Source organism: Pseudomonas sp. Sample_9 (assembly GCF_004307535.1).
Lineage (GTDB): Bacteria > Pseudomonadota > Gammaproteobacteria > Pseudomonadales > Pseudomonadaceae > Aquipseudomonas > Aquipseudomonas mercuritolerans.
Genome location: NZ_RAZO01000196.1, coordinates 19,988 through 32,401, shown reverse-complemented (window position 1 = coordinate 32,401; position 12,414 = coordinate 19,988). Strand labels below are relative to the sequence as shown.

Here is a 12,414-nt window from a genome sequence, read left to right as displayed (position 1 = left end):
AGGAGAATCCAGCCTGTGACACTGGCTCCTGGCCCATCACCTTTCAGGCAAACGATTAACACGAGCCACTAGCCGCAGAATACGTGCTCGCGATGCCAGGCCAAGTAGTTCAAATGACGGTCATGAAGGCTACGCAATCGGCATTGCGGGTTAATACCAAGCGCCAGTTGCAGTTCAGTGGTCAGGGCTTGCGCAATTACAATATCGCCCTTCTCTGTAAAGCTGATTAGTCCCAGGTCAAAAGCTTGATCTAGGTTGGGTGTCAGAAGCAATCCGTTAAAGGGATCGAGGCGCTCCAGATGCGTGGCGTCACGCCATGGTTTGATGTGTGAAGCGCGCAGCATGGAAGCGAGCGCAAAACCACTAACAGCACAACCTTGCCAATGCTCGAGCAGCGCCTGGCGATAGACGCCTTGCCCTACTCGCGCTCGGATGATGGCCTCACGTTCAGTCGTACCGATCTGCTGCCCAGTAGGTGATTGCTCGAAGAGCTCAATCAGGCTGACTTCGTCTTCCACCTGCTTCTCGATGCTCAGCAACTCACCGCCAAGCACGCCAAACAAACTGAGCAAGTCGTCTACATTAGCCACATTGACTGCGATTCCGGTTTTGCTGGTCGAGCCCGGCGCAAACGGAAACGCTTCCAGGCTGGTACTTTTGTAAGTCTCATTGGGTACTCCCCGCGTCAGCGCCTTGATTTGCGCCCAATGCACCGATTTCCGGTATGCCGGATGCAGCACCAATGGCTGGCGCCCAACGCTTCGGCCGGTGGCGTAATGCTTGACGAATAGCGGATGCTCAAGACCCGGGTGCACATAACCCCGCGCATAGGCTCTTTCGTACTTCCTGCTGCAACCGTTGCCTTCCAGAAGCCTGCAAATTTCCCGCGAATCAAGCATGTACTCCTCCTAATGTCTACACCGTATCGGAGCCAAATCACGGGGCCTTACACCAAGGCCCTCGTGCCTCACACCTAGGGCAGCAAAGCCTGCAGAATCTCCACCTTGCGCTGCAACTGCTCCACATGAGCCTTCTCCGCCCGAAGCGCCGATTTCAACTCGCGATTCTCTTCGGCGTGCCAGCTCAGCCGCTGCTGGCGCTCCTTCGTGGTCGCATGCCAATGCTCGAGCAATCTCCAGGCTTTGTTAGTCTGCAGATACTGCACCAAAAGCATCAGCAGGATCATCAACAGCATCAGCATCGCTACCGACGCCGTCCAATCCCAACCATCCATAAACATGTCCCTCATGTCGTCAACTATAAACTTGCCAGAGTCACGATATGTAGTGTTAAACGACACGTCTAGAATGTAGGCTTATACAGGTAAAGTATTCACTCACATGGAGGCGACATGAAACGCAAGCAAACCATCGCGCAGGTCCGTTGGGACCTCGCCCTTCGCTATCGTCTGATTGAAACCGTCGCATGGTGGGAAGGCCGGCTGACCACGGTGCACTTGACGCAGAGTTTCGGCATCAGCCGTCAGCAGGCATCCAAGGACATCAACACCTACATCACCGATCATGCGCCTAAAAACCTTACATATGATCGACAGATCAAGGGGTACGTGCCGAGTAAACAGTTCAAGCCACTGTTCATCGACGACAGCGCCAGCGCATACCTGCACCTGCTTTACCAGAACAATGCTCGAGCGCCACACGTCGAGGGACTTGCGTTGGCCTACGCCCATACCAAAGTACTGGAGGTGCCTGATCGCTCGATTAAGGCCGAGATACTGCGCCCACTGCTCAAGGCTTGCCGGGAGCATCTACGCCTGGACATCGACTACGTTTCGCTCAACAGTCCCGAACCTGAAGGGCGAACCATTGCACCGCATACGCTGGTTTACACAGGTATGCGCTGGCATGTGCGCGCCTACTGCGAAAAAAACCGCGAGTACCGGGACTTTGTACTGAGCCGACTGCGTGGGGTTCCTGAACTGATGGACGGCGAGACCGAGAATGGCCTCTCGGACGACGACCAATGGAATAGCGAAGTCAATGTCATCATCAAGCCCGATGAACGCCTGACGCTGATGCAGAAAGCGATAATCGAAGGGGATTTCGGAATGGTCGATGGGCGACTGCAGATTCCCTGCCGCCAGGCGCTGGTCAAGTACGTGTTGCAGCGCTATCAAATTGATCCAAAGAACATGGACCCCAAACCAGAGGCGCAACAGATCGTGGTAGAGAACCTGAAGGAGTTGAAACCCTGGCTGTATGACTGATTCAGGCGCCTGAAACGCCAGCCCCTGACGTAGTGCGACACGATCTGTCGCACGCGGTGATTACGCTTTGATCAGACCCCCACGAGAGAACTCGACATTGAAAAATACGGAAGCCATGACGCTGGTGGAAACCACGTTCACTAAAGTCCTGAGCGCCAAAAACGTGCTCGTTCTGAAAACCATAGTGGGCGCCGATACCCGGCTGAAAAAAAAGCAGATGGACCGCACCAAATATCCGGAACTGCAGCTTGAATTGTCGACACAGGACATCGCTTCCCTTGCTGACAAAGTGGACGAGGATCTGCGTCTGCATGCTGACCTTAGCGGGCGACTTGAAACGCCCCTGGAAAAACTGCTCTACGCCCTGGCCTGGAAAAACGGCGATTTACAGAAAGTGGGGCACATCATCAAAGGCGCGAAAGATGCCTTGCCGACAGCACTGAACAAAGGCCCTGGACAAGTGTTCCGGCAGTTCGGTCGGCACTTGGCCGAGTCTTCGGAGCCAATTATCGACCAGCACGTCCTTCGTGCCTTCCAACTTTACAAACTCCATGAAGAATCGGAAACACCCGACCCGGACGCGGTGACAGCCATCCGCAAGAAGATCAACTGGGACAACGAAGTCATCTGGATCGAGCGCTACAAGACCTGGCTCAGTGAACACTTCGACGAGCGCCAATGTGCCGAGAAAAAATTCGTGGTGAACATCGACATGGTGCTCTTCGCGCTCGGGCGGGCGGTCAAGATCACCGGCAAGCGTGGTAACAGCGCAGAAGTGTAATCGAGGAAAACGCCATGAAAACCTACAAAGCCTTCATGCAACGTGTGGTCGCTACCGCAGGCCCCCAGGCCAACTTCACCATTACTGTTCAGGCGGTGACCTCTGCCATGGCAAAGGTCACCGCTGAAGCTCAGTACCCAGGCTACAAATGCCTGAACGCCCCCACTCAGGTGCGTTGAAGTTTTGCCAGTTCATCCTGCAGTTGCAGCGCCAGCCCGCTGGTTCGCTGCACATTGCGACTCACCGCCCCTTCAAACACCCCCGGGCTGGCTTCAACCAGACTGAACCATTGCTTGGCACGGGTGATGGCGGTGTACAACAGCTCCTTGGTCAGCACTGGGTTCAGCGCATCGGGCAACACCAAAGCCGTGTGATTGAACTCTGAACCCTGGGATTTGTGCACCGTCATGGCGAAGACCGTCTCGACCTCCACCAGCCGACTCGGCATCACGAAACGTACGCCGCCACTGCCATCGTTTCGCGGGAAGGCCACGCGCAGCACCCGTTCTGCGGCAGGGCCTGGCACCCAAAGGGCAATGCCGATGTCACCATTCATCAAGCTCAGGCTGTAATCATTGCGGGTGACCAGTACCGGTCGCCCTTCATACCAACCCTGATCCCCCGACAACAACTCACAGCGGCGCAGTTCGGCGGCCACTCGTTGATTCAGTCCCTCGACACCCCAAGGCCCGCGACGCAGCGCACAGAGCAGACGGAACTCATCAAATGCGCCCAATACTTTGCCAGCCCAACCGGCCCAGAGGGAACTATCCCAGGGAGTGTCTTTCGCAGGACGCTGGTCTCGTAGCTGCTCAAGGTAATGGCGATAACCAGGAGCATCACCTTTGCCGTTGATAATCAACTCGGTGAGTGCGGCATCATGCTCGCCTCGCAACTTGAGGTTGAACAGCTGAGGCAATTGCTGATCAAGCAGGCTTCGTGCTTCGGCGGCGTTTTTCTCATTGACCAGCTTGGCCAGACGCCCAATGCCCTGCTGGGCGTCGAAGCGTCGGGAGTAGCGCAGCATGACGGTTTGCTGGGCCAGCGGATCGCCAGCACCGACTGCCGTTTGCAACCCCGGAGCGCTGACCGACTCACCACTGTGGGCTTCCAGCCAGGCAACTGTTTGCTCGCTATAGCCGCCGGCTTCAGCGTTGCGACAAAGGTCGCCCAACACGGAGCCTGCATCCACCGATGCCAGCTGATCCTTGTCACCCAACAGAATCAAGCGCGCCTGCCGAGGCAAGGCATCGAGCAAGCAAGCCATCATTTCCAGGTCAATCATCGACGCTTCATCGACCACCAATACATCCAGCTCCAGTGGCTTATCCCGGTGGTGAATGAAGTTGCGCGAATCCGGTCGACTGCCCAACAGACGGTGCAATGTGGAAACATCCGTCGGGATCGCCTCCTGCACCGGGGCGCTGACCGGCAGCTCACGGACGGCCTTGCCAATGGACTCGGACAAGCGTGCTGCTGCCTTGCCGGTGGGGGCGGCGAGACGAATTCGCAGCGGCTTCCCTTCCTCCACGGCCGGTGTTTGCAACAGCCCCAGCAAGCGCACGACCGAGGTGGTCTTGCCGGTGCCGGGGCCGCCGGTGATGACGCTGAAGTTACCTCGTGCCGCCAGCGCACAGGCAATTTTTTGCCAGTCCCTACGGACTTCACCGTTAACTTCGAAGGTGTCAGGGAACAAGGCATCGAGCCGACTGGAAAGTTTCTCCGGTGTTACCGCGTCCACGCTCAAACGGGCGCTCAGCGCCTGGGCAATGCTGCGCTCATAGTTCCAGTAACGACGCAGGTACAGACGCTGTCCGGTCAACACCAGCGGCCGCTCCGGGAATCGCTGCGGCTCGTCCCGATCCTCCACCATCGTGCTCAAGCACAACACCCGGCGCCATTGCGCGATATCCAGGCCCAGCAACCATTGCGACGGTAATTGGCCGCCCTCCTCCCCTTCAGGAGGTAACGACAACACAAAGTCAGGCGCTTGCAGGGTAGCGACCAGATCCAGGCAGGAATGCCCGCGACCCAGTTGATGACTGGTCATCGCGGCGGCCAGCAACACACTGGCCTGGGCCTGGGGATCCTGTTCAAGTATGAAGGTGGCGAATGAGCGATCCAGTGCGCGCAACCAGCCTCGGTTCACCCAATTGTCGAGTTGATGCAGCAGCTCGCTGCTGTCGGCATCGCCAACGAACAACAGCGGGTGATCAACGTTGCGCTGGCTGTTGCTCAGCTGCTTAAGGGTCCGGCTCATGCGCTGGTCTCCGCGTGTTGGCCCATGAAGAGTTGGTCCAGTTGTTCAATCAACTGCCGTGGCGGTCGTTCGAAATGCACACCATGGGTGGGCGCCTGGTGTCCACGGACGAACAGGTACACCGCCCCGCCCATGTGCTGTTCGTAGTCATACCCGGCAAGGCGCAGCTTGAGCTGGCGATGCAAGGCCAGCAGGTACAGACACAGCTGCAGGTCGTAACGCTTGTCCAGCATGGTCTCGGCCATCGCCTTGGCGTCGTAGGCCTGGTCGTTGCTGCCCAGCCAGTTGGATTTGTAGTCCGCCACGTAGTAGCGTCCCTGATGTTCAAACGTTAGGTCGATGAAGCCTTTGAACATGCCGTTCAACTCGTTGGCGGCCAGTACTGGACGCGGTGCACCACCCAACGTGTATTGACGCACCAGTGCATCGAGGCGCTGAACGTTCACCGACCGGCTGGAAAACCAGAACTCCATCTCCACCTGATAGGTGCTCAGGTTCGAGAGTTTGCACTGGGTACCGTTGAATCGCAGGGGCGCATCCAGATAGCTGCCCAACCAGGCGGAAAGTGGCTCGATCCAGTTTTCCCAATCGCGCAGATTGCAGCGACGGGCCACCGTGTTGTGCAGGGTTTGCGGATCGCCGACGGCCTTGGCGAAGCCTTCGCGGCCGGCCCACTCGAACAAGCCGTGCAAAAAGGTGCCTGGGCCCGCGCCCCGAGGAAAACCGTGAATCCCGACTCCTGCGGGCAAGGCTTCAACTTCGCCTTCCTCCTGCAAATTGGCTTCCAGCGCAGTTGCCGGCTCAAGGCTGAAGCCCGGTTCCGCCCCCAGCAGGACATTGCCGTCGGCAATGGCCAAGGCCGAGTAACTGGCAATCCACCAGTTCGCCGCGAGCTTGTGCAAGGGGCGCAAGGCTGGCCCCACCGACGGTGTAGCGGGCGCCGTATGGACATTGTCCGATGGTACTGGCGCTGCGCACACCGCAATGTCCGGGCAGCCGCTGGCCAGTGCCTCGACCACGCCGAGCAGACTCTCCGCGGCTATCGGCTTCTCGCCCGCCAGCATGTAACCCAGGCCTGCCTTATGCAAATCTGTCGATTTACCTCCAGCCTTGGCCCCCTGAGGCGCCACACAGATCCAGGTGGCGTAACGGGCTCGCGTCAGGGCAACGTAGAGCAGGCGCATCTCTTCGCCCATGCGCTCATCGTTGGCAAGCGCCTGCGCCGGTTTGGCCAGATCACCCTTGATCAGCTCGATCACCAGACCCTTGTCGTCGTGGAACATAGGCGGTGTTGTGCTTCGGCCATCGATCGCCCTGGCGCTACAGGCAAATGGCAGCAGCACCAATGGGTATTCCAGGCCCTTGGACTTGTGCACGGTGATGACCTTGATCAGGTCTGAATCGCTTTCCAGCCGCAGAATTTCTTCTTCGCTCTGGCCATCAACCTGCTCGGCGAGGTGGCGGATCAACGCATGTTCGCCATCGAGTTCGGCGGCGCTGCGTTGCAACCATTCGGCCAGATGTAACAGGTTGGTTAAGCGGCGCTCGCCCTGTTCTTCCAGAAGCAAACGGGCCGGTACCTTGAACGTGGCAAGCAGCTTGCGCAGCATCGGCAGCACGCCTTGTTGCTGCCACAACACACGAAAATCCCTGAACAGCAGGACCTGTTGCTCCCAGAACAATTCATCCTGGTTCAATTGCTCCAGGTTCTGCCATGACAGCCCGACGCTGCGGGTCGCCATTGCAGCACGCACCAGCCGATCGCTGGTGGGTTGAGCGCACGCCCGCAGGATATACAGAAGGTCTTTGGCCTCTTCGCTTTCGAAGACCGAGTCCCTGTCGGAGAGATAGACGCTGGCCAGTTGCCGATGCGCCAGGGCTTTGCGTATGGCTTCAGCCTCCTTGCGATTGCGCACCAGAATGGCGATATCGGCGGGCCGCAAGGCGACGAATTCACCATTGCCTTTCAGCAAACCGGAACACTCGGTTGCAGCGGGATCAAGCCAGGCCTGAATCGCCGATGCCGAGGCGTCAGCGGCTTTACGCAAGTAGGTGGCGTTATTGACCACACCCTCGGTTTCCAGCTGCCAGAACGTCAAGGCAGGTTGATCCGTACCCTTGATCTGCAACACATCGTCGCGCCCATTGGCATGGACGGTGTTGAACGGCACCGGGTTGCCCTGGTCTTCTGTGGCAAACCGGAAGGCGCCGCGGGGCTGGGCTTCAGAGAACCGGAAGCAGTGGTTGGCCGCGTCAACCATCGCCTTGGTGGAACGATAGTTGGTCCCCAGTGTGTAATGACGGCCAGCTGTGGCCTCGCGTGCCTGGAGGTACGTGTAGATGTCCGCGCCACGGAAGGAATAAATCGCCTGTTTCGGGTCGCCGATCATGAACAGGCCGCACTCATTCAGGTTGTCGGGAATGCGGTAAATGGTTTCAAAGATCCGGTATTGAACCGGGTCGGTATCCTGGAATTCATCGATCAGGGCAACCGGATACTGCTTGCGAATGGTCTCGGCCAGACGCGGGCCCGACGGGCCTTGCAAGGCCTGGTCAAGACGATTGAGTAGGTCGTCGAAACCGATTTCGGCACGGCGGCGCTTTTCTTCATCGAAGCGCTCGCGCACCTCATGCAAGGCGTGCAGCAGCAGTTGGGCGCGGATATCCACTTTGGCGTCGCGCTGTTCGACCCACAGGTCGATCGCCTCGAACGCCTGATGCTTGGGCACCACGGCCTTGCCCTTGAGTTTTATGCCGGCCTGGCCGAAGGCGTGCACGTTATGCGGCGCAGGTTGCCCTCTGGACCAATGTGCCAACTTGTTCAGGAGACCGTTGAAGACTTCATCCTGATCGATTTTTCTGTAGGTATTGCCATTCATGTGAGGACGAATGCTGCGCAACACCTCCTCGAGCTCTTTCTGATGCTCAAGCCAAAGCTTGCGAGCGATACGCTCCAGGTCGCCGACCGTTGTATACCATTCGCCAGGCTCCTTGAGTAACGCCTGCAACGAGCCAGGTGCTTCAAGGGGCTGGTTTTTGTATTGATAGGTCGCGTCCCGGCGCGTCAGCAACGAACCGAGTGCATCCCCCAGGTCCTGTGGGCTTTTGAAACAATCACCGATGGCTCGGGCTTGCTCCACCGGTAATTCATAGAAGTGCCGACGCCAATAATCCCTGACAACCTCGGCCAGCAATTCGCTCTGATCGGTTTCCAGTGTCTGGGTGAACAGGCTGCCACTGTCGAAGGCATGCTCACGCAACATCCGATAGCACCAGCCATGGATGGTCGAGACCGCCGCTTCATCCATCCACTCACCCGCCAGTTGCAGCCGGCGCGCGCAATCGGGCCATTCCTGCGGCGGATACTCGGCACGCAGTTGCTGCAGCAGCTTGTCGTGTTCGCGCTCAGGTTCCAGAAAGCACTGCGCCGCTTCGGTCAAACGCGCACGAATACGGTCGCGCAGTTCCTGGGTCGCGGCATCAGTGAAGGTTACGACCAGAATCTGCGGTGGTGTCAGCAGGTCCTTGAAGGCGGCTTCACCTCCATGACCAAGCACAAGACGCACGTACAACAAGGCGATGGTGAAGGTTTTGCCAGTACCGGCACTCGCCTCGATCAATCGGCTGCCATGCAAGGGAAAGTCGAGGGGGTTGAGATTTAGCGGTTTCATTGGTCGCTCCCTGCGCGGCTCGAAGAAAGATGATTGAACAGTCCTCCATACAGGCGCGTGGCCCATGAGGCGAAATGACCGGAGGCGCACAGTTGGTCGAAGTCCACGTACGCACGGCGCAAGGCGAAAGAGCTGTCCGCCTCTCCAGTGCGCATGTAGCCCCCCTCAAACGTCTCGCGGGCTTTCTCGGAAGTCGCGTCGTTGTCTTCCCCGCCTTCCCCCGCTTCCTCGAGCCAGGCGAATGCGCTTTTGCAGGCGACCGGCAGCGGCTCACGCATGCCCGCCACCCAGGCGTCGAGCAGCGACTGCAACTGTTCCTGCGCCTGTTGCGCCGGCATTGGCCGGAACACTACGTCCCCGTTCAAGCTGACCAGAATCGTGGTGCAGCCCGGTTCACTCAGTTGCAATGCCAGATGGCGCACCCAGGGGCGAACCAGGTTGTGCCAGCGCCAACTGTCGTCGTTGCATAGCTTCTTGCTGTCCAGCTGCAAGTAGGCTCGCTCACCTTGGGCATTGCGGCGAATGCCACCCAGCCAGTCACTCAATCCAGGGGTCGGTTCGTGCGCCGCGATCGTCGCGGCGGTCTGGCCCTCCTCGATTTCCGGCCACGCCTGCAACTGCGCGTGATAACGCTCCAGCATGTCCGGCAGTGGCTCGGCCAATGCCGATGCGCTCAACGTGCCGAAGCCGCCCAGCGGCAACTTGCCTTCACGCTGTAAACGCTGCACATGCAGATCAAGCTCGGCCACCGCGTCCTCAGGTCGGTAGTCCTCTTCTACCCAACGCTTGAGCGCCTGGCTGAGTCGGTCCTGGTGTTGCCAGTTCTCAAGGCCGTCGAGCTGAAAGGTTTCGTCGTCACGGCTGGTCAATTCGTCATTGTCGAAATTGACCTTGAGCCGCTGCTGGAAGAATGCCCCCACGGGGTCGCGTACAAACCCAGCCAGTTGGCGCAGGGTCAATGGCGTGTCTTGCGCGAGCTTTGGCAATACGTCGACCGAGAGTTCCTCCGCCCGCGACTCATGCACCTCACGCCACTCATGGGAATAGGTAAACAGTCCATCAGGCCCGGGCTGGTCGGCAAAGTAGGCCGCGCTGAAAGGCTGTAGCGGATGTTCTTGGGTCAAGGCATGCAGCAGCGACCCAGGCGGCGCCGATCGCCAGCCACTGGCCAGGTGATCACGCAGCTGACCGATCAGCACCGAGGGTACACGCTCGCTATTGTCGCGGATGTTGCGGCCAACCCAGCTGATGTAAAGCTGCTCTCGGGCCGACAACAGCGCCTCTAGCAACAGGTAGCGGTCATCTTCACGGCGGGAGCGGTCACCGGGGCGGTAATCGTTGCGCATCAGGTCAAAGTCGACAGGAGACTGTTGACGCGGGTAGTCACCATCGTTCATGCCCAGCAGGCACACCACTTTGAACGGGATCGCACGCATCGGCATCAACGTGCAGAAGTTCACTGCACCGGCGAGAAACCGCTGCGACAAGCCGCCCTCTTCTATGCCGGAAAGCCAGGTCTCATGCATCACGCTCAATGGCAAGGGCTCGGCGAACTGCGCGGACTCGCAAGTGCGGAGCCAGTCATCGAGCAGCTTGAGCAATTGGTTGACCAGCAACTCTTCGGCATCCCTCACCGGGCGGAAGAACACCTTCAACAGCGATTGCAGGCGCTCGACCCAGAGTACTGGCGTGACCGGCTGCTGCAGGTCCTCACGGGCAATTTCCAGGTGATCGAGCAAGGTCAACAGAGGTCCCGCCAGTGTGGCTTCCAGGCCAGAGACCTCGTCATAGGGCTCGACTCCATTCAGTTCAGGCCCTTGACCGGCCGCGTAGCCCAACAGCATACGGCGCATACCAAAGCGCCAAGTGTTTTGCTCCAGGCCCGCAGGCATATCCAGGCTTTCGCGCTGCTGCGCATCGAGGCCCCAGCGCACACCGGCACCGTCGATCCAGCGCTGCAGGATCGGCACATCCGCTTCCTTGATGCCGAAGCGCGCCCGCAGCGCCGGCACATCCAGCAGGTCGAGTATATCGCTGACGGCGAAGCGGCTATGGGGCAGTTTAAGCAAGTGTTCGAGGGCGATCAGCAATGGCTGGCGGCCACGCTGCCCCTGGTCGGCCAGGGTAAAGGGCAGATAACGAGGGTCATGACGCGGCACCTGACCGAACACGGCCTCGATATGCGGTGCATACGCATTGATGTCCGGTACCATCACAATCACATCACGCGGGCTTAGCTCAGGATTGGCACTGAAGCGAGCGAGCAACTGATCGTGCAACACTTCCACTTCACGCTGCGCACTGTGGACCACGTGAAAGCGTACCGAACGATCCTGTGCAACATCGACAGGGCCCCACACTTCGCGAGTTTCAGCCAAAGGACGCAATTCAAGAATGTCGCTTTGCAATTGACCTAGGAGGCTTGAAGGTGGCTCGTCATTGAACAGGTCGATACGCCCGCCGTTTAGGCCCTCGAACAGGTGTCGATAACTCGTCGGCTCGTCATAGTGGTCGAGCAAATTGATGTAGTCGCGACCTTGCTTACCCCACGCGGCGAGCAAAGGCTGGCCATGTTGGCTCGTCGCCATAGAGGCACTTCTGTTTGGCTGGCGGCGATAGGCATGGCCCAACAAGTCTTTGTCAGCGACGATATCGCCCCAGTGATGGCGACAAGGGTTGTGCACACACAGCAACACCTGGCTGTAGCGCGAGAGTATCGCCAGGGCTTCCAGAACCTGTGCCGGCATAGACGAAATACCGAACACCACCACACGCCGAGGCAACCCTGCCGGGGCCTGCCCTGCTTCACGCAGGCGTGCGACAAAACGCTTGTGAACACCGGCTCTGCTCTGCTCAAGAGCGCCCTCGCCAACATCCGCCAATACTTCACGCCACAGCTCCGCCTGCCAAAGGTTGTCGGGATCCAGCGGTTTCACACCGCCTTTGATGTGTTTGAGTTGATCACGCCCGCCCGCCCAATCCTCCAGCCAATCGGCGCGATAGACCTGATACTGATCAAACAGGTCCGCCAGCCGCTCTGAGAGTTGGTAGAGTTTGCGCTTATCGTCATCCTCCTGAAGAAATCGCCGCAAACTGCTGAAATTGGATTTGCAGAGCAATTGAGGCAGCAAGCGCATGAGTCGCCAACTCAGTGCCGCCTTGTCCAGCGGGGAGGACTCTGGTGTCGTCTCGGTCCCCAATACAGACCTGTAGGCCTGCCAAAGGAAACGCGCAGGAAGTTGCACATCCAACGCTGCTGCGATACCGCAGCCACCGTTATCAGGATCTTCAGCCAGCGCCAGCTTCAACCATTGAGCAATGCCGTTGCTGTGCACCAGCACGACTTCGTTTTCCAGAGGGGCCAACGGGTAGCGCTGCATCCAGCTCACCGCTAGCTCACGCAAATCGTCCAAGCAATTGCCGTGAATAATCATGAAGCCGGGCTTCAACGAGTCCGCATCCTGCATACGCCACC

Annotated in this window: 8 protein-coding genes; 3 read left to right on the top strand and 5 right to left on the bottom strand. The window is 58.7% G+C overall.

Annotated elements, in window-relative coordinates; genetic code table 11:
• Nucleotides 1-68: 68 nt before the first annotated feature.
• Together D6877_RS10820 and D6877_RS10815 are read right to left on the bottom strand one after the other, a co-directional pair.
• Nucleotides 69-899, bottom strand: a complete 831-nt coding sequence (locus D6877_RS10820; RefSeq protein WP_130910750.1) for an HNH endonuclease — start codon at nucleotides 897-899, stop codon at nucleotides 69-71.
• A 74-nt stretch (nucleotides 900-973) separates the two neighbouring features.
• Nucleotides 974-1,234, bottom strand: a complete 261-nt coding sequence (locus tag D6877_RS10815; protein WP_026067334.1) for a hypothetical protein — start codon at nucleotides 1,232-1,234, stop codon at nucleotides 974-976.
• A 117-nt stretch (nucleotides 1,235-1,351) separates the two neighbouring features.
• Here D6877_RS10815 and D6877_RS10810 point away from each other — a divergent pair, with 117 nt between their 5' ends.
• The 3 genes from D6877_RS10810 to D6877_RS29360 all read left to right on the top strand — a co-directional run bounded on the left by D6877_RS10810 (nucleotide 1,352) and on the right by D6877_RS29360 (nucleotide 3,187).
• Nucleotides 1,352-2,227 (top strand): WYL domain-containing protein, encoded by an 876-nt coding sequence (locus D6877_RS10810; RefSeq protein WP_130910749.1) that lies wholly within the window; start codon nucleotides 1,352-1,354, stop codon nucleotides 2,225-2,227.
• Nucleotides 2,228-2,324: 97 nt separating this feature from the next.
• Complete coding sequence (locus D6877_RS10805; protein ID WP_130910748.1) at nucleotides 2,325-3,008, top strand: hypothetical protein; 684 nt, start codon at nucleotides 2,325-2,327, stop codon at nucleotides 3,006-3,008.
• 14 nt (nucleotides 3,009-3,022) lie between these two features.
• Nucleotides 3,023-3,187: a hypothetical protein gene (locus D6877_RS29360; protein ID WP_017528830.1), complete on the top strand. Its 165-nt coding sequence runs from the start codon at nucleotides 3,023-3,025 to the stop codon at nucleotides 3,185-3,187.
• Here the strand turns inward: D6877_RS29360 and recD are convergent.
• From recD to recC, 3 genes are read right to left on the bottom strand one after another with little or no spacing between them, the layout of a single operon-like run.
• The gene (recD, locus tag D6877_RS10800) at nucleotides 3,175-5,268 is read right to left on the bottom strand and encodes an exodeoxyribonuclease V subunit alpha (RefSeq protein ID WP_130910747.1); all 2,094 of its coding nucleotides are present in this window, start codon (nucleotides 5,266-5,268) and stop codon (nucleotides 3,175-3,177) included. The two genes, D6877_RS29360 and recD, sit on opposite strands and share 13 nt — an antisense overlap.
• A complete protein-coding gene (recB, locus tag D6877_RS10795; RefSeq protein WP_130910746.1) occupies nucleotides 5,265-8,939 on the bottom strand; it encodes an exodeoxyribonuclease V subunit beta in 3,675 nt (1,224 codons plus the stop codon). The genes recD and recB overlap by 4 nt, the downstream gene beginning before the upstream one ends.
• The gene (gene recC / locus D6877_RS10790) at nucleotides 8,936-12,406 is read right to left on the bottom strand and encodes an exodeoxyribonuclease V subunit gamma (protein ID WP_130910745.1); all 3,471 of its coding nucleotides are present in this window, start codon (nucleotides 12,404-12,406) and stop codon (nucleotides 8,936-8,938) included. Before recC ends, recB begins: the two co-directional genes overlap by 4 nt.
• Nucleotides 12,407-12,414: the final 8 nt, after the last annotated feature.

Excerpts from the sequence above, each read along its gene's own strand:
- D6877_RS10820 (WP_130910750.1), bottom strand. The coding sequence starts at position 899 with ATGCTTGATTCGCGGGAAATTTGCAGGCTTCTGGAAGGCAACGGTTGC.
- D6877_RS10815 (WP_026067334.1), bottom strand. The coding sequence starts at position 1,234 with ATGGATGGTTGGGATTGGACGGCGTCGGTAGCGATGCTGATGCTGTTG.
- D6877_RS10810 (WP_130910749.1), top strand. The coding sequence starts at position 1,352 with ATGAAACGCAAGCAAACCATCGCGCAGGTCCGTTGGGACCTCGCCCTT.
- D6877_RS29360 (WP_017528830.1), top strand. The coding sequence starts at position 3,023 with ATGAAAACCTACAAAGCCTTCATGCAACGTGTGGTCGCTACCGCAGGC.
- recD (WP_130910747.1), bottom strand. The coding sequence starts at position 5,268 with ATGAGCCGGACCCTTAAGCAGCTGAGCAACAGCCAGCGCAACGTTGAT.
- recB (WP_130910746.1), bottom strand. The coding sequence starts at position 8,939 with ATGAAACCGCTAAATCTCAACCCCCTCGACTTTCCCTTGCATGGCAGC.
- recC (WP_130910745.1), bottom strand. The coding sequence starts at position 12,406 with ATGCAGGATGCGGACTCGTTGAAGCCCGGCTTCATGATTATTCACGGC.